The sequence below is a fragment of the Candidatus Streptomyces philanthi genome, from assembly GCF_059553635.1.
On record NZ_JCANQV010000127.1, the window covers coordinates 1 to 16,521 of the forward strand.

General features: G+C 71.3%; 19 protein-coding genes and 1 tRNA gene. 10 read left to right on the plus strand and 10 right to left on the minus strand.

The window, feature by feature from the left end:
- A partial coding sequence (locus AC51EU_RS16545; protein ID WP_496267709.1) for an ATP-binding domain-containing protein occupies positions 1 to 976 on the plus strand: 976 nt, incomplete at its 5' end.
- 79 nt (positions 977 to 1,055) lie between these two features.
- On the opposite strand, the gene AC51EU_RS16550 is transcribed toward AC51EU_RS16545, so the two are convergent.
- Positions 1,056 to 1,739: a hypothetical protein gene (locus tag AC51EU_RS16550; RefSeq protein ID WP_496267710.1), complete on the minus strand. Its 684-nt coding sequence runs from the start codon at positions 1,737 to 1,739 to the stop codon at positions 1,056 to 1,058.
- A 47-nt stretch (positions 1,740 to 1,786) separates the two neighbouring features.
- Here AC51EU_RS16550 and AC51EU_RS16555 point away from each other — a divergent pair, with 47 nt between their 5' ends.
- On the plus strand, positions 1,787 to 1,975 hold the full coding sequence (locus AC51EU_RS16555) for a DUF5703 family protein (protein ID WP_006607658.1): 189 nt from the start codon (positions 1,787 to 1,789) through the stop codon (positions 1,973 to 1,975).
- 84 nt (positions 1,976 to 2,059) lie between these two features.
- On the opposite strand, the gene AC51EU_RS16560 is transcribed toward AC51EU_RS16555, so the two are convergent.
- From AC51EU_RS16560 to AC51EU_RS16570, 3 genes are all read right to left on the minus strand, one after another.
- Positions 2,060 to 2,845: a chaplin gene (locus tag AC51EU_RS16560; RefSeq protein WP_496267712.1), complete on the minus strand. Its 786-nt coding sequence runs from the start codon at positions 2,843 to 2,845 to the stop codon at positions 2,060 to 2,062.
- Between the two features lie 155 nt (positions 2,846 to 3,000).
- A complete protein-coding gene (locus tag AC51EU_RS16565) occupies positions 3,001 to 3,234 on the minus strand; it encodes a chaplin (protein WP_496267713.1) in 234 nt (77 codons plus the stop codon).
- Between the two features lie 188 nt (positions 3,235 to 3,422).
- Positions 3,423 to 4,748, minus strand: a complete 1,326-nt coding sequence (locus AC51EU_RS16570; RefSeq protein WP_496267714.1) for a M20/M25/M40 family metallo-hydrolase — start codon at positions 4,746 to 4,748, stop codon at positions 3,423 to 3,425.
- Positions 4,749 to 4,973: 225 nt separating this feature from the next.
- On the opposite strand from AC51EU_RS16570, the gene AC51EU_RS16575 reads away from it, so the two are divergent.
- A tRNA-Leu gene (locus AC51EU_RS16575) sits at positions 4,974 to 5,061 on the plus strand.
- Positions 5,062 to 5,149: 88 nt separating this feature from the next.
- Here AC51EU_RS16575 and AC51EU_RS16580 read toward each other — a convergent pair.
- The 5 genes from AC51EU_RS16580 to AC51EU_RS16600 all read right to left on the minus strand — a co-directional run bounded on the left by AC51EU_RS16580 (position 5,150) and on the right by AC51EU_RS16600 (position 8,976).
- On the minus strand, positions 5,150 to 5,983 hold the full coding sequence (locus AC51EU_RS16580; RefSeq protein ID WP_496267715.1) for a site-specific integrase: 834 nt from the start codon (positions 5,981 to 5,983) through the stop codon (positions 5,150 to 5,152).
- Positions 5,983 to 6,528 carry an HAD domain-containing protein gene (locus AC51EU_RS16585; protein WP_496267716.1) on the minus strand — a complete coding sequence of 182 codons (546 nt, stop codon included), beginning with the start codon at positions 6,526 to 6,528 and terminating at the stop codon, positions 5,983 to 5,985. Before AC51EU_RS16585 ends, AC51EU_RS16580 begins: the two co-directional genes overlap by 1 nt.
- 26 nt (positions 6,529 to 6,554) lie before the next feature.
- Entirely contained in the window at positions 6,555 to 7,190 is a 636-nt protein-coding gene (locus AC51EU_RS16590; protein ID WP_496267717.1) for a class I SAM-dependent methyltransferase, read from the minus strand.
- Between the two features lie 34 nt (positions 7,191 to 7,224).
- The gene (locus AC51EU_RS16595; protein WP_496267718.1) at positions 7,225 to 8,142 is read right to left on the minus strand and encodes a phosphotransferase family protein; all 918 of its coding nucleotides are present in this window, start codon (positions 8,140 to 8,142) and stop codon (positions 7,225 to 7,227) included.
- 87 nt (positions 8,143 to 8,229) lie between these two features.
- Complete coding sequence (locus tag AC51EU_RS16600; RefSeq protein WP_496267719.1) at positions 8,230 to 8,976, minus strand: hypothetical protein; 747 nt, start codon at positions 8,974 to 8,976, stop codon at positions 8,230 to 8,232.
- A gap of 233 nt (positions 8,977 to 9,209) precedes the next feature.
- On the opposite strand from AC51EU_RS16600, the gene AC51EU_RS16605 reads away from it, so the two are divergent.
- From AC51EU_RS16605 to AC51EU_RS16620, 4 genes are all read left to right on the plus strand, one after another.
- Positions 9,210 to 10,463, plus strand: a complete 1,254-nt coding sequence (locus AC51EU_RS16605) for an NsdA family TPR-like regulatory protein (RefSeq protein WP_496267720.1) — start codon at positions 9,210 to 9,212, stop codon at positions 10,461 to 10,463.
- 14 nt (positions 10,464 to 10,477) lie between these two features.
- Complete coding sequence (locus AC51EU_RS16610; protein ID WP_496267721.1) at positions 10,478 to 10,837, plus strand: hypothetical protein; 360 nt, start codon at positions 10,478 to 10,480, stop codon at positions 10,835 to 10,837.
- 346 nt (positions 10,838 to 11,183) lie between these two features.
- Positions 11,184 to 11,858, plus strand: a complete 675-nt coding sequence (locus AC51EU_RS16615; RefSeq protein ID WP_496267722.1) for an HAD family hydrolase — start codon at positions 11,184 to 11,186, stop codon at positions 11,856 to 11,858.
- Between the two features lie 194 nt (positions 11,859 to 12,052).
- Positions 12,053 to 12,451 (plus strand): (2Fe-2S) ferredoxin domain-containing protein, encoded by a 399-nt coding sequence (locus AC51EU_RS16620; protein ID WP_496267723.1) that lies wholly within the window; start codon positions 12,053 to 12,055, stop codon positions 12,449 to 12,451.
- A gap of 245 nt (positions 12,452 to 12,696) precedes the next feature.
- Here AC51EU_RS16620 and AC51EU_RS16625 read toward each other — a convergent pair whose 3' ends face one another.
- Entirely contained in the window at positions 12,697 to 14,352 is a 1,656-nt protein-coding gene (locus tag AC51EU_RS16625) for an FAD-binding dehydrogenase (RefSeq protein ID WP_496267724.1), read from the minus strand.
- A gap of 209 nt (positions 14,353 to 14,561) precedes the next feature.
- On the opposite strand from AC51EU_RS16625, the gene AC51EU_RS16630 reads away from it, so the two are divergent.
- From AC51EU_RS16630 to AC51EU_RS16640, 3 genes are all read left to right on the plus strand, one after another.
- Positions 14,562 to 15,446: a DMT family transporter gene (locus AC51EU_RS16630; protein ID WP_496267727.1), complete on the plus strand. Its 885-nt coding sequence runs from the start codon at positions 14,562 to 14,564 to the stop codon at positions 15,444 to 15,446.
- Positions 15,447 to 15,549: 103 nt separating this feature from the next.
- A complete protein-coding gene (locus AC51EU_RS16635; RefSeq protein ID WP_496267725.1) occupies positions 15,550 to 16,107 on the plus strand; it encodes an NUDIX hydrolase in 558 nt (185 codons plus the stop codon).
- Positions 16,104 to 16,514, plus strand: a complete 411-nt coding sequence (locus AC51EU_RS16640; protein ID WP_496267726.1) for a YidH family protein — start codon at positions 16,104 to 16,106, stop codon at positions 16,512 to 16,514. The genes AC51EU_RS16635 and AC51EU_RS16640 overlap by 4 nt, the downstream gene beginning before the upstream one ends.
- The last annotated feature ends 7 nt before the right edge of the window (positions 16,515 to 16,521 follow it).

Genomic DNA, 16,521 nt, shown 5'->3' on the forward strand with positions numbered 1-16,521 from the left:
GGCCGTCACCGTCGAGGGGCTGCTGGCGGGCCGGCAGGGCCCCGGCCGGGACGCGGAGGGCACGCTGGCGGTCGATCTGCTGGTCGTGCTCGACGCGCCGCAGCTGGACCTGGAGACCGCGGCGCTGCTCGTCGAGTCGCTGGCCGACGGGACACGGCTGGTGCTCAGCGGCGACCCCGGCGTGCTGTGGTCCGCGGGCCCCGGCCGTCTCTTCGCCGATCTCCTCGCCGCCCGGTACTGCCCGCACGTCTCCTCCCGCACCCCGGACTCCGGCCCGATCGGCGAGCTGGTGTCGGGCATCGGCGCCGGGGAGCTGGCCCCGGTGGAGGCGCCCGGCAAGGAGGTCGTGATCGTCCCGGTGCGGGACGCGCCGGAGGCGGTGCACCGCACGGTCCAGTTGGTGGCCGATTCGGTGCCGCGGGCACTGGGGGTGCCCGCGGAGCGGACGCAGGTGATCACCGTCGGCCACGGCGGAGCGGCCGGCACCCACGCGCTCAACGCCGCGCTCAAGGAACGCCTCAACCCGGGCCCCGGCCGGTTCGGCGGCTTCGACCCCGGTGACCGCGTCGCCTACTCCCCCGCCCCCGGCCGCACCCTGACGGGCACGGTCGCGGGCGCGGACGCCGCCGGGCTGCGCCTGGACTGCGACGGCGGGCCGGTGACGCTGGCACGGGAGCGCGTCGAGGCGGGCGCGGTACGGCACGGCTGGGCGCTCACCGCCCATCAGGCGGCGGGCGCGCGCTGGCCCGCCGTGGTCGTGGTGCTGCCCGGCGACGCGGCGCCCGGCCTGACCCGGTCCTGGGTGTACACCGCGTTCGGCCGCGGTGAACGCCATCTGTCGGTGGTGCAGGGCGTCGGCCAGGCGCTGCCCCGTGCCGTCGCGGAGATCCCCGTCAAGGAGCGCACCACCCGGTTGCGCACCCTGCTGCGGACGCAGGACGCCTCCGGCGCGGCGGACGGCACGCCGGAGGACTGACGCCCGTCACGGGCCCGGCCCGGCCACGACCGCCGTGGCGGCACAGGCCGGGCCGGGCCCGTGGTCCGTTCCGTCGTCCTCAGCGCCCTCCGCCGCGCGGCGGGAGCGGCCCGCCGTCGTCCGGTTCCTCGTCGAAGACGGAGCTGACGTCGAAGCGGCACACCACCTGCTGCGGGTCGACGTCCTCGAACGGGGCGGACAGCCACTCGCCCGGCTCCGGCGGTTCGTCGGCCGCCGCGACCCACAAGGTGGCGTCGCCCTCCTCCAGGCCGAACTCCTTGTGCCGGGAGGCGATTTCGTCCGGTTCGTATTCCCCGAACAGCACGCCGAGGGCGGCGTAGACGCTGCTGCCCACGACGGCGGCCGTGGTGCCCTCCGTGTCGTGGCCGCTGCCGGTGTCCTCGACGGCCTCCGGGTCGAGGTCGGCGACGCGCTGTGCCTGGTGCAGCAGCCGCTGCGGTTCGGCCACCGCGTAATCCCGCCGGATCAGGACGCTCAGCGCGCTCGGTTCCTCGGGCCCCGTGTACGGGGGCAGGTTGTCGCTCCCGGGGATCTCGAAGGGGGTGACCTCGTCGTAGGTGTCGTACAGCAGCTCGTCGTAGGCCTCGGCGGCCGCGGCGAGGGCGTCGAACGCGGAGTAAACGGCCGGGTCGTCCTGCCCCGAGCGGTGTTCGACCGCGTCGAGGTGACGGTCCAGTGCGGCCTTGACCGCCTCTGCGGCGGCACGTACCTCGGCAGCGGAAGGCTGCGCAGCATCAGACATAGTGCAGACGCTATCCGTACCGGGGCCGGTCCCGCACAATAGATTCGATGCCGGAATACGAATTCTGCGATGTGTATGTGCCGCGAGGGGTGTCCCGCAAGGCCGCCACACGCCTGCTGACCGATCATGCCGAGTACGGACACTGGGAGTTGGACCGACTGCGCCTCAACCCGGACGGGAGCCGCAAGGTGCGGCTGCGCCGCCGGATCATCCGCCAGCTGCGCGCCACATGGTGACCTGACGGCCCCGGACGCGGCGAAGCGGACCCCGGTCGTCCGGGGTCCGCTTCTGTCCTGCCTGCGGCCGGTACGCGTCCGGCGTCAGCGTCGGGCGGTGCGTGACCGGCGGTAGAGCACGACGCCGCCGAGCAGCATCAGGGCGCCGGCCGGGGCCGCGTAGCCGACCGGGCCCGCGCCGGTGTGCGCGAGTTCCCCGGTGGGCTTCGGGGCGTGGTGCGCCGGAGGCTGCGTCCGCTCGCCGGGAGTGCTCGGAGCGGGCGGACGGTGCGTCACCGGAGGAGCGGGGTGCTGCGGCTTCCCCGGCTTCGGTGGGGTGACCGGGTGCTCCGGCTTCCCCGGTTGCGGTGGAGTGACCGGGTGCGGCGGGGTGACCGGGTGTCCCGGCTGCCCGGGGTGCTCCGGCTTCTCCGGCACGGGCACCTCGTTGGCGCAGTCGTTGCCGAACGCGGGGTTCAGCAGTCCGACGACGTCGACGCTGTTGCCGCAGGCGTTGACCGGTACGTCGACCGGCACCTGGACGTTGTTGCCGGACCCGACACCGGGTGAGCCGACGGCCTGGCCGGCGGCGTGTGCGCCGTCGTGGCCCTTGTGGCCCCCGTCGTGGGGCGGACGGTGTTCCTTGCCCGAGCCGTTGGCGCAGGCATTGCCGAACGCCGGGTTCAGCAGCGCGACGATGTCGACCGTGTTGCCGCAGAAGTTGACCGGTACGTCGACCGGCACCTGGACGTTGTTGCCGGAGATGACTCCGGGCGACTGTGCCGAGACGCCCTGCGCCCCGGAGTCCGCGTGGGCGTAGCCCGCGGCCGCCGCGAGCACTCCGCCCGCGGCCGCCATGGTGATCAGGCCCTTGCGTGCGACCTGTCTCATAGGTTGCTTCCCCTGCCTGTGCCTCTAGGAATGCGGGTCGTCGCCGGTCCGGCCTGCCCGCCGATATATGGCCGTCGGCTCCGGAACGCCCGTGACGCGTCCCGGAGCCTTCCGGGGGTCGGGCCCTTACGGGCCCGCCTGCGAGGTGTCCGACCTCAGGAGTTGACGCAGGTGGTGCCGAAGGCGGGGTTCAGCAGCGCGATGATGTCGACCGTGTTGCCACAGACATTGATCGGCAGATGGATCGGCACCTGGATGTTGTTGCCGGAGATGACGCCGGGGGAGTTCACCGCCGCGCCCTTGGCATCCGAGTCGGCAACGGCCAGACCCGCGCCGGCGAGCACGAAGCTTCCGGTCAGTGTCGCAGCCGCAACGACTTTCTTGATCATTCTTCCTCCTTGGTGGCGATGCGGTCCCAGCCGCGGACCGCACCGACTGCAACGAAGGGGAAAGGAAGGAAGCTACGCCCCCTTCCGGGCATTCACTCTTTTCAGCTAAGTCGGCACAAGTGCCAGATTTCCGGAGGAAATCCCGGCGCGCGGCACCGCTGCCGTACCGTGCCGCGCCCGCCCGGAGGTCAGCTCTGGTCGATGAACCGGTCCAGCACCCGCACGCCGAACTTCAGCCCGTCGACCGGCACCCGCTCGTCCACACCGTGGAACATGCCCGCGAAGTCCAGCTCGGGCGGCAGCTTGAGCGGCGCGAAACCGAAGCCGCGGATGCCCAGGTCGTCGAAGGACTTGGCGTCCGTCCCCGCGGAGAGCATGTACGGGACGGCCTTGGCGATCGGGTCCTCCGCCTGGAGGGCCGACTGCATCGCCTCGACGAGCGAACCGTCGAAGGTCGTCTCCAGTGCCTTGTCGGCGTGCACGTCCTCACGCCTGACGCGGGGGCCGAGGACGCGGTCCAGGTCGGCCAGGAACTCCTCCTCGTACCCGGGCAGGAAGCGGCCGTCGACATGGGCGGTGGCCTGGCCCGGGATGACGTTGACCTTGTAGCCGGCGCCGAGCTGGGTCGGGTTGGCGGTGTTGCGCAGCGAGGCGCCGATCAGCTTGGCGATGCCGCCGAGCTTCGCCAGCGTCGCGTCCATGTTCTCCGGGTCGAGCTCGGTGCCCAAGGCATCGCCCAGCTCGTCCAGGAAGACCCGCAGGGTCTTGGTGACCCGTACGGGGAACTCGTGCCTGCCCAACCGTCCGACGGCCTCGGACAGTTCGGTGATGGCGTTGTCCTTGTGGATCATCGACCCGTGTCCGGCACTGCCGTCCACGGTCAGCTTCATCCAGTGCATGCCCTTCTGGGCCGTCTCGATCAGGTAGAGCCGCAGCTGCTCGTTGACGGTGAAGGAGAAGCCGCCGACCTCGCTGATGGCCTCGGTGACGCCCTCGAACAGCTCGGGGTGCTTGTCGACGAGGAACCGCGCGCCGTAGGTACCGCCGGCCTCCTCGTCCGCCAGGAACGCCAGCACGATGTCGCGCGGCGGCCTGCGCCCGGACCGCAGCCGGTCGCGGACGACCGCCAGCGTCATGGCGTCCATGTCCTTCATGTCGACCGCGCCGCGGCCCCAGACGCAACCGTCGGCGATCTCGCCGGAGAACGGGTGGTGGGTCCAGTCCTCGGCGTTGGCCGGTACGACGTCGGTGTGCCCGTGGATGAGCAGCGCGGGCCGCGAGCGGTCCTCGCCCTCGATCCGGGCCACCGTCGACGCGCGGCCCTTGTGCGACTCGAAGATCCGCGGTTCGAGACCGACCTCGGCGAGCTTCTCCGCGACATACTCGGCGGCGGCACGCTCACCGGGGCCCGAGTGGTCGCCGTAATTGCTGGTGTCCATCCGGATCAGGTCCCGGCACAGGTCGACGACCTCGTCCTCGCCGGTGACCGTCCGGACCGGCTGCGACTCGCTCACACTGCCTCCTTGGGGTTCACGGCCGCGCCGCGCTCCCGGGGAGCGCGGATCACGGCAGGGGTCCTCGGCCATCCTCCCTCCCCCCGCCGCCACGCCCAAGGCCGCAATGCTCCGTACACGTCCTGGTCACAGCCGCCGGGGCCGCAAGCGCGGGTGATCGAGCACCCCGAAACGTTTGCTATTGTTTTCTCTGTCGGAACGGCCCGCCGGACCGGCAGTCACCAAGTCCGGGTGGCGGAATGGCAGACGCGCTAGCTTGAGGTGCTAGTGCCCTTTATCGGGCGTGGGGGTTCAAGTCCCCCCTCGGACACCAGCGAAGACCCCAGTTCACCTGGGGTCTTTCTGTTTCTCCGGCTGTGGCGTGACCAACCACGTGACCAACAGCCGAGCGAACATCCTGGTCAGACCAGGGATGACAGGCCGATACGGCTGGCGCTCGAAGCCGCCAGCTTCTTCGCTCCCTCAGCGCGGCGCCTACCGTAGCGCGCCATGGTGTAGCCCGGCGAGTGGTGCCGGGCGTTGGCCGAGACCTCTACCGGGTTCTCGTGATTGTCGAGATCGTTCGTGATCTTCGACGCCCGCCAGTCGTGCAGCCGGAAGTTCTCCGGCAGGTGCAGACGGTTGCGTGCCGTCCGCCAGCGGGCCGACACCTTCTCGGGGTCCTGCGGTCCGCCTGCCTCGCCCCGGTACAGCTTGAAGCCGTCGCGGGCGAACACAAGGTCATGGTCCACCCAGAGATCCCCGAGCCGTTCCCGCTCCGCGTCCTGGCGTTCCTTCTGCCGCTTGAGGATGTTCATCAGGGCTTGGTCCACGTAGATGATCGCGTTGTCGTCTCCGTCCTTGGTGAGCTTCCGCAGCCGGTAGGTGTTGCCCTCTTCAACCACGACCCAGGCCAGTTCGATGGCGCACTCATCCCAGTGGACGAGCGACCACTTCCACCCCAGCACTTCACTGCGGCGGCATGAGGTGGCCGCGCAGGCGGTCCACAGCGGGGCGTCCCGAAGGCAGTGGTGGGTCAGTCCGTCGTCGCACGCCCGGTTGCCGCACGGCTTCCGTATCTCCTTGAGGAAGTGCGTCGTCTCGTGATCCTTGAGCGTGGGGAAGTCCGGCTGTGCCGCCTTGATCTGCCGCTCGGTCGGCGGGTTCGCCGTGTGAGCCGGGTTGACCGCCCAGCTCGCGGTGAGCACCGTGCCGAGTCGGTCACGGTCCGGCGGTGCCGCATGTCGAGCCGACACTAAGCCGCCTCCTTCACGGTCACATGGTTGGCAGCCCACTCCAGAGCGGTCGCGATGTGCTCAGGCTGGATGCCCTCGTGCGGGTCAGGCTCGATCAACAGGGTCGGGTTGCCGAACGCGGTACGGTCGGCCGCCCACTGGTGGTCGAGGTGGGTGAAGTCGTCGTCGATCCACACGGCCGGAGCGGTGGCGAGCCAGTCAGCGACGTGGTTGCGCTTCCACAGGTACCCGTCGGGGTGACTGGTCTTGATCGGCAGGTTGGGCAGCTCGATGTGTTCGAAGTCCGGCAGGCCCATCAGCGGGGCGATGACGCGGCGGGCATCGTTCCGCCAGCTCGTGCACCACACGGGCCGGATCAGTCCGGTGCCGATGGCGTCGGTGATGAGCCTGCCGTGGTCCGGGTTGAGCCAGACGTCGAACGGCTTGGCCACGTCGTCAGTGCTGACCGTGTGGCGGGGGTGGGTGGCCGGGGTGGCGCCGTCCGTTTCGGGGAATGGGATGAAGACGCCGTCTACGTCCAACAGCAGGAACGGGGCTTGGTGCATCGGTTCCTCCCGGGTTCGGTCGGGTGTCAGGGCTTCCGTGCGGTGATGAGCAAGGTGGTCGGCCAGCGGGCATCGGCCGGGGCGAACAGGTTCTGCGCAGCCGTGATCAGCAGTCCCGCGCGGTTGAGTGCCCGCACCCACGCGGCCAGGTCGATATCCCATCGGTCCACCGTGGCGGCGGTGCCGTCCGGCAGAGTCATCCGGTCGCGGGTGCGGGGATTGACCGGAACGGTGCCGGTTCGCTGGGGATGCGGTACCGAGAAGGCAAGTACGCCCTTGCGCCCGAGGCGTCGGGAACAAGCGCCGAGCAGCTTCGACGGTTCGTCCAGGCCGATCGCTCCGAAGACCGAGACGATGGCGTCCAGGCGTTCGCTCTCGCGGGTGAGGTGGCCCAGGGCTCGGGAGTGGACGAACCCGGTCCCGTGATGTCCGTAGTGGGCGAGCGCTCGTTGGACCTGCCCTTTCGAGCGGTCCACTCCGGTGACCTTCGCACCGAGGCTGGTCAGATGGGCGGCGTTGTGGCCGGGTCCGCAGCCCAGTTCCACGACCCGTCGCCCTGACAGGTCCTCGCCGAGGATCTCGGCGCCGGGGCCAATGCCGGGGCGTTGCGTCCACTCCATCCGAGCGGGTGGTTCGAGGGGGCGCAGTGGGCCGTCTGCCAAGCGCTGGGCAGCGTGGGCGTCCCAAGCGTCCACGTCACGCCTCCAGGAGCCTGACGGCCGCGAGGAGGTGCTTGCGGACGACCTTGATGTACAGCGGGTCGTCCTCGGGGTTGTTGATCCAGCGAAGCGCCTGCTCCATGAACCACTCACTCGCCCACGCCCGGTGCCAGCCCAGCGCCCACCGTTCGGCAGGCAGGCCGCCGCGCTCGGCAAGAGCGTCCTTGTCACCGCCAGCGTTCACGTACGCCTTGATGAAGGCGCGCAGCCTCGCCGGGTCCGGGTCGCCGGTGGTGCCGTGCCAGGACGCGAGGTCGAGCAGGCCGGGGCCGGTGAACGCACGGGCGAAGTCGAGCAAGCGCCAGCCGTCCTCGCCGATGTGGAGGCTGGTCGGGTGGAACTCGGAGTGCACCCAGCCGAACGGCGCCAGCTCGGCACCGATCGCCCGCTTCTCCGCCGACGCGGCGAGGGTGCTCAGGGCAAGGGAGAGGTCGGCGGTGTCCTCGTCGCCCCAGCGGCCGGCATCGCGCAGGCGGCGCAGATGGCCGAGCGCGAGCTCGGGCAGTGCGGCAAGCGCGTCCTCGTCCATCTCCCGGAGCGACGGGGCGGCGGGTGCCTGGTGCAGGGCGATGGCGGCCGCGAAGCCGTCAGTGTCCTGTGCCTCGCGGGCTTCTTCGCCCAGGTCCTCGATGACCATGCCGAGGGTGCCTTCTCGGACGATGGAGCCGATGACCTCCGGCACGGGGATGCCGGACAGGCGGGCGGCGCGAAGGGTCTCGTCCTCGCTTGCGAACGGTTCGACGGCGTACTTGTAGATCGCGGTGCGCCCGCCGGGGAAGGCCAGGCGCTCGACACCCGACATGTCCCACACCCGCATCTCTTCGCGGGTGGGCAGTGGCTGGCCAGTGCGGGCGCAGATGTCGGCGAGGATGGCGGCGATGAGCTTGCTGTCCACGGGGGTCCGTTCTTCCGGGGATGGGTCACGGGGGCACGGCCCGGGGCGACAGTGCGCTTGCCACCCCGGGCCGGGGATCAACTCGGATCAGGCGGCGGTCACCCGGTAGGAGTCGACCTGCTCGATCCACTCGGCCTTCATCTCGCCGAGTTCCTTGCCGAAGGTGGCCATCGACGCGCCGTAGGGGGCGACGACGCCGCCGGACTGGTCGGGCTTGGACTGGCAGCCGTGGACCAGCCGACCGCCGAGCGCGGCGTGAGCCTTGATGCCCTCGATCCGGCGGTGCTCGTTGAACCACGCGCCGTGGTAGACCTCGTCCAGCACCTGCCCGTCCTCGTCGGAGAGGTCGAAGACCAGACCGGTCGCGGAGGGGAAGAACCAGCACGGGCCCACGTTGGAGATGTGGCCGTCGAGCTCGACCTTGTTCAGGGCCATGAAGGTGGCCGCTTCGCGGAGCATCTTCAGGTGCTCGGCGGTGACGCCCGGCAGGCCGAGCTTGGCGAGGTGCTCGTCACGGAACAGGTACGAGTACACCTGGTACGCGATGGACAGGACCTCGCTCGCGTCGCTGGTCGAGCGGCCGTGGGCCTTCACGAACTCCAGCGCCATCTGCTCGACGCTTGCGGTCTCGGTCTCCTCCGTGCCCAGCAGGCCGTCCTTCACGGTCTGCCAGTCGATGACCAGCCAGGTGTTGGCCTCGAACCGGAAGAAGTACTGGGCCGGGTCGAGGGTGATCTTCTTGCCGTCCACGGTGATGCCGGGCAGGCGGTTCCAGCGCGGGTCGAACGCCTCGGGCAGTTCGACTGTGATCGTTGCAGTGTCGACGGTGGTCACCTGTGTCTCCGTTCCGGGTGGGGATTGAGGCGGATCGCTAGGTGATCCGCGCTCGGTTCCTCAGTCGGTCGCTTCCTGGTCCGGCGCCGACCGGTCAGCCAGGGGCGACTGCCGTTCGGCAACAACTCCAAGAAAAGCGCCGGAAGGCCGTTCATCCCACGGCATCGATGCGGCAGTCTTGACGCACTTCCGTGCACGGGGCAGGGCGGCGCGGGTCACGGAGAGGGGCAGCCATGAGCATGGCCGAACGGCGCAAAGCTCTGGGCTACGGTCAGGAGCAACTGGCCGAGTTACTCGGAGTGGACCGCACGACCATCGGGCGTTGGGAGAGCGGCAGAAGCACCCCTCAGCCGCCCCAGCGACCGAGCTTGGCCGATGCCCTTGAAGTCGGTCTCACCGAGCTTGACGCCCTCCTGGCGCAGTCACGAGGAGTCAGCCATGAGATTCCAGGGCAGCAGTCCGATGACCATCCTGGCGCGGGAGACCCTGACGAAATGATTCGCCGCGAATTCCTCCGCATCCTCACCGTCAGTGGAGCGCTGACCGCCTTACCTCTCGGCGAGGCGGAAGCCCTTACGGACGGGGTGTACAGGGGCGCTCCTGCTGACCTCACGCGGATGAACAGTCACCTTTGGCAGGTCTACCAGCTAGCCCGCTCCAAGGGCTCCGTCTATCCCATCGTCCGCGACCAGCTCTCGACACTGAACGAAGCCCTGGCGGATATCCGAGGCAACTCCGGCCCTCTCCTGAACGCGGCAGCCGACCTCTTTCAGCTCGCCGGGGAAGTCGCCTTCGACGCCAACCGGTACACCGACGCGGCAGCGTCCTACTCCCTGGCGGCGTCCGTCAGCAAGGACGCCGGAGCCTTCGACCTGTGGGCGTGCGCCCTCGTGCGGCACGCCTACGTGGATGTGTACGAGCACCGGTACGAGGAGGCGGCGCAGACGCTTGGAGCGGCGGAGAAGCTGGCCCAGCGGGGAGACAGCAGCCTCGCCACCCGTCATTGGGTCGCCGCCGTCCAGGCCGAGGCGTACGCCGGCATCGGCGACCTGGCCGCCTGTGAGCGCGCACTGGACGAGGCCGAGCGGGTGTGGGAGCTGGGCACGGACAGCGCCAATGGAGGCTGGCTACGCTTCGACGGCACGCGGTTGGCCGAGGAACGGGGAGCGCGCTACGTACAGCTTGGCCGCCTCGATCTGGCGGAGGAAATCTTGAAGCAGGCACTGGCCCAGACTGCCCTCGCCCCCGGCCAGTCGTACCGGCGCAGGGGCGCCGTACTGGCCGACCTTGCCGCCGTCGGGGCTAAGCGGCGTGACCCTGATCAAGTCGTCGCGTACGGACGGGAGGCCGTCCGGTTGGCCCAAGCATCATCGTCCGGGTACGTCGCCCGTAGACTCCAGGCCCTGTGCGATGAGTTCGGCCCCCTGAGCAGGGACCGCCGGGTAGCGGAGCTGGGGGCGGAGATCGCCACGCTGAGCACGCCGTGACGAGAGGGGTTGGCATGTCGCAGGTCGAAGGCGCACGAGTGTTCCGGGAAGCCTGGATCGAAGGAGTACACCGCCACTTCCCGGGGGAGCCGAAGCCCGGGTACGTCACCCCCTGGGAGGAAACACCCCAATGGGAGCGCGAGGCCGCAGGCGCCGTGTATGACCAGGTCCGCCAGTTCTTCGAGGCCAGTGGCGGTCACACGGCGAAGCTCTCTCGTGAGCAGAAGGGCCGGTTCGTGGCGGTGTGCTGGACCGCGCAGATGTTCAAGCACTTCGAGAACCCCAAGCCGGGGTACGTCGCCGACTGGCCCGACCTCCCGGCATGGCAGCAGGAGACGGACGCCGATATCTTCGAGGTCATCGAAAAGTCCTGACCAGACCCATGGTCCGAGGGTTGGTCACATGACCAACGCGTGACCAACAGGGGCCCGAGAGGGCCTGAAACAGCAGGAAAGAGAAGGAGAAACGCCCGCCGAAATCAAACCTGTCGGCGGGCGTTTCCGCAGGTCAGAGCGGTTGTGGGCTGGTGCCCGAGTGGAGAGTTCAAGTCCCCCCTCGGACACCAGCGAAGACCCCAGTTGATCTGGGGTCTTCTTGCTTTTGTGCGGCTTTTCCCGGCCGCCTCTCCCCCCGTTGTGCCGGGCTCCCCGAAATTGCCGTGCCGCATGGTCCCGTGGCGCCTAGGGTGCGCGGGGCAGTCGACGAGTGGAGGGGTGGAGCGTGCTGGTTTTCGACGCGGACGACACATTGTGGGAGAGCAATGTGGTGTTCGAGCGGGTCATCGACGAGTTCCTGGAGTGGATGGCGGGGGCCGGGCGTGACGCGGAGGAGGTGCGGGCGGAGCTCGACCGGATCGAGGCGGCGAACTCCCGGGCGTACGGGTACGGGAGCGTGGTGTTCCTGCGCAGTCTGCGGGAGTGTGTGGCGCTGCTGCGGGGGCGGGAGGTGACCGCCGAGGAGGAGGCGCGGTTCGCGGGGTGGGCGGCGCGGTTCTCCTGGGAGCGGGTGGAGCTGATCGCCGGGGTGCCGGAGACGCTGGCGGAGCTGGCGGGGCGGCACGAGTTGCTGATGCTGACCAAGGGGGAGGCGGAGGAGCAGCGGCGCAAGGTCGCGGCGTCCGGGCTGACCGGGCACTTCCGGGACGTGCACATCGTCGCGGAGAAGGACGTGTCCACGTACGAGGAGCTGACGCGGACGTACCGGCGGGCGCCGGAGACGGTGTGGATGATCGGGAACTCGCCGCGGTCGGACATCCTGCCGGCCCGGTCGGCCGGTCTCAACGCGGTGTTCATCCCGCACGACCGGACCTGGGTGCTGGAGCACGAGGAACTGGACCCGGACGACGGGAAGGTGCTGCGGCTGGAGTCGTTCCCGGAGTTGCTGCGGCACTTCTGACGGGTGCGGGGCTTGGGAATTCTGTGGAGCTTCTGAGGGGCCTGGGGCCTGCGGCACTTCGGGCAATCCCAGGGGCATGTGGCGCTCAGGGGCCGGGGGTTCTGCGGCCCTTCCGAGGAGCTGGCGGCGCTTCGAGGGGGCGGGGCCCGGTGGTCCGTGGGGGCCGCTGCGGGTGCCCCCGTAGCATGGGGCGAATGATCTCCAAGCGTTCCGGGCGGACGGCCGCCGCCCCCTGCCGGGTGACCGTCTGCCGTGGCTGCTGCTGCGGTGACGCGGCCAAGGTCCCGGGTGTCGACCACGCCGGGCAGATCCCCCGGTTGCGGGCCGCGCTCGGGGACGCGGCGCCGGTGCGCGCCTCGGAGTGCCTCGACGTCTGCGACCAGGCCAATGTGGTCGTGGTGCAGCCGTCGTCCGCCGGCCGGGCCGCGGGCGGCCGCCCGGTCTGGCTGGGGCTGGTGAACGACGAGGACGCCCTCGCGGACATCGCGGCCTGGATCCGGGCGGGCGGCCCCGGCGTCGCGGAGCCGCCGGGCGTCCTCGACCTGTACGAGATCACGGTGTCGCGGCGGGTACGGCAGGCGCTGGAGGGCTGAGCGGGGCGCGCCCCGGGGCCGGGGACGCGTCGTCCCGCTACCGCGCGTCGGGGAGCCGGGGCGTGGGGCGGTACCGGCGCCGGGGACGCGCCCTACGCCGCCGACCGCGCCTCGCGCGCCGGGAACGCTCCCGAACGTCGGCGGCACGAACGCCGGGGAGCGCACCGCCCGACGCACGACGGGACCGCCCCCGTACGCCGGGACCGCTTCCGTACGCCAAAGCCCCCCGCGCACCACCCCACTCCTCACCCCACCGCTCTGGCCGCCGCGCGCCCCGCCGTGCGGCCCGAGAAGAGGCAGCCGCCGAGGAAGGTGCCCTCCAGGGAGCGGTAGCCGTGGACGCCTCCTCCGCCGAATCCGGCCACCTCTCCCGCGGCGTAGACGCCGGGCAGCGGGCTGCCGTCCTCGGTGAGGACGCGGGAGGCGAGGTCGGTCTCCAGGCCGCCGAGCGTCTTGCGGGTGAGGATGCTCAGACGTACGGCGATGAGCGGGTCGGCGGCGGGGTCGAGCAGGCGGTGGGGGGCGGCGGTGCGGATGAGGCGGTCGCCGAGGTAGGTGCGGGTGCCGCGGACGGCGGTGACCTGGAGGTCCTTGGTGAAGGGGTTGGCGGTCTCGCGGTCTCGGGCCTCGATCTCGCGGCGCAGTTCCGCCGGATCGATCAGCGGTTCGCCGGTGAGGTCGTTCATCCGGCGTGCCAGGGCGTCCGGGGAGCGTTCGACGAGGAAGTCGGCGCCGTGGTCGAGGAAGGCCCGGACCGGTCCGGGGACGCCGCCGCGGGCGCGGCCGAGGACGTCGCGGAGGCTTTTTCCGGTCAGGTCCGGGTTCTGTTCGGAGCCGGAGAGGGTGAATTCCTTTTCGATGATTTTGCGGGTGAGTACGAACCATGTGTGTTCGTGACCGGTACGCATGATGTGTTCGAGGGTTCCCAGGGTGTCGAAGCCGGGGAACAGCGGGACCGGGAGGCGCTTGCCGCGAGCGTCGAGCCACAGCGGTGAGGGGCCGGAGAGGATACGGATGCCGTGCCGGGGCCAGATGGAGTTCCAGTTGGTGATGCCCTCGGTGTAGTGCCACATCCGGTCGCGGTTGACGACCCGGCCGCCGGCCGCCTCGGCGATGCCGAGCATGGCGCCGTCGACATGGGCGGGCACTCCGGACAGCATCCTGCGGGGCGGGGTGCCCAGCCGGGCGGGCCAGTTGGCGCGCACCAGGTCGTGGTTGCCGCCGATGCCGCCGGAGGTGACGATCACGGCCTGGGCGCGCAGCGTGAACGCGCCCGCCACCTCACGGCCGCTGGGTGTGCCGCGTACCGCGTCCGAGGGGGCCAGTACCTCGCCGCAGACGGTGTCCACGGCCCCGGCGGTGCGGGAGAGCGCGGTGACGCGGTGCCGGAAGCGCAGGTCCACCAGGCCGCGCGCCGCGGCGGCCCGTACCCGCCGGACGAAGGGGGCGAGGAGGCCGGGCCCGGTGCCCCAGGTGATGTGGAAGCGGGGGACGGAGTTGCCGTGGCCCGTCGCGCCGTAACCGCCCCGTTCGGCCCAGCCGACGACGGGGAAGAAGCGGACGCCCTGGCGGTGCAGCCAGGACCGCTTCTCCCCGGCCGCGAAGTCGACGTACGCCTCGGCCCAGCGGCGGGGCCAGTGGTCCTCGGGGCGGTCGAAGCCGGCCGTGCCGAGCCAGTCCTGCCAGGCCAGGTCGCGGCTGTCGCGGACGCGCAGCCGGCGCTGTTCGGGCGAGTCGACGAGGAAGAGTCCGCCGAAGGACCAGTGCGCCTGGCCGCCGAGGGACTGTGCGGGCTCCTGGTCGAGGAGGATGACGCGGCGTCCCGCGTCCGCGAGTTCCGCGGTGGCCGCGAGCCCCGCCAGGCCCGCTCCGATCACGATCACGTCCGCGTCGTACGCCATCTCAGCTCTCCTCACGGGGCCCGGCGGACACCCCGGCCGCCGTGGTGGCACCGATCCTCGGTACAGCGGACCACCGGCGTCAATACGTTGCTACCGACCGGTCGGCACGGGGCGGGTGGGCGCGGACGCGACGGCGGTGGCGGCCTCCCGTGGCTATCCTCGGCCTCATCCCCACCCCGGTGCGATACGAGGTGTGCGACGTGACGGTGATGCTGCTGGCGCTCGGCGCGGCCTGCTGTCTGGGACTCGGCTTCGTGCTCCAGCAGGCCGCCGCACAGCACGCCCCGCTCCAGGACTTCCTCTCCCCGCGGCTGCTGCTCGACCTCGTGCGGATGCCGCGCTGGCTGGCGGGCGTCGGGCTGATGGTGTGCGGGATGGTGCTGGGCGCGCTGGCGCTGGGCGCGGGCGACATCACGCTCGTCGAGCCGCTGCTGGCGACGAACCTGCTGTTCGCGATGGCGCTGTCGCGCTGGCTGACCCGGCAGCCGCTCGGCCGCCACGGCTGGGCCGGGCTGTGGCTGCTGGCCGGCGGGGTGACCGCGTTCATCGTGGCGGGCCGGCCGCACGGCGGCGGGGCCTCGGCCGGCCCCGCGGTGCGCTGGCTGATCATGGGCACGGTGCTGGGGACGGCGCTGGTGCTGGCGGTGTGCGCGAAGCGGGAGCGGGTGCATGTGTCGCTGGAGGCGGCGCTGCTGGGGGTGGCGGCGGGGCTGCTGTACGGGCTCCAGGACGCGCTGACGCGGATGACGGGCCAGCGGTTCCAGAAGGGCGGCGTGGCCGCGGTGCTGGTGGCGTGGTACCCGTACGCGGTGGTGGTGATCGGGGTGCTGGCGCTGCTGCTGGTGCAGAGCGCCTTCGAGACGGCGCCACTGCGGATGTCGCTGCCCGCGCTGACGGCGGCGCAGCCGCTGGCCGGGATCGCCTGCGGGGTGGGGTTCCTGGGCGACCGGCTCCGGGTGACACCGGGGGCGCTGGCCTGGCAGTCGGCCGGGGTGGCGGCGATCGTGGTGGGGATCATCCTCATCGGCAGCCATCCGGCGATGCCGCCGGGCCGGGGGCGGCACCACCGGATGCGGGAGTTGCAGCCGCGCTGACGGGGCCGGCGGCGGCTGCGCGTCGTACGGGCGTCCCGCCGTGCCGCGCCCCTGGCCGCACCCGGGTCATGACGTCGCGGCCCGCCGGTGGTTGCATGGCCCCATGACCGCTCAGGAACCGCACCCCCTCACTCCGCTGGACGCGGACGAGATCCTCGATGTCGTCGACGAGCACGACCGGGTCGTCGGGCAGGCCCCGCGCGGCGAGGTCTATGCCCGCGGTCTCCGGCACCGCTGTGTGTTCGTCCTGGCCCGGGACGCCGAGGACCGGATCTTCGTCCACCGCCGTACCGCCCGCAAGCTGGTGTTCCCCTCGCTCCACGACATGTTCGTGGGCGGGGTGGTCGGCGCCGGGGAGAGCTATGCCCAGGCGGCGCTGCGCGAGGCGGAGGAGGAGCTGGGGGTGACGGGGCTGCCGCGTCCGGAGCCGTTGTTCACCTTCCTCTTCGAGCGGGAGGGGCGGTCGTGGTGGTCGGCGGTCCATGAGGTGCGCTGCGTCCTGCCGGTGCGTCCGCAGGAGTCGGAGGTCGCCTGGCACGCCTTCCTGCCCGAGGAGGAGCTGGTGCGGCGGCTGGACGAGTGGCCGTGGGTGCCGGACGGCCTGGAGGCGTACCGGCGGCTGGTGGAGTGGAGGTCCGGGCGGCCGGAGCGCCGGTCGTGACGGTGGGCCGGTGGCTGCGGTCGGCGGGGGCCGCGGTCCGGTTGTGGTGCGCGCCGGGGCGGATACGGGAGGAGGGCACCACCCCCGACTACCGTTTCTCCCTGGCCAACGAGCGGACGTTCCTGGCCTGGCTGCGGACGGCGCTGGCGCTGGTCGGCGGCGGTTTCGCGGTGGACCAGTTCCTGACCCGGCTGCATCCGGTGCTGCGGACGGTGTCCACCGTCGTGCTGCTGGCGGGCGGCGCGCTGTGCGCGGTGCGGGCGGTGCACCACTGGGTGCGGTGCGAGCGGGCGATGCGGCGGGGCGCCGATCTGCCGGTGTCGCGGTTCCCGGCGGTGCTGGCGTTGTCGGTGGGGCTGCTGGCGGGGGCGGTGGCGGTGCTGGTCGTGTCGGGCGGGGCGGACTAGCGGTGGC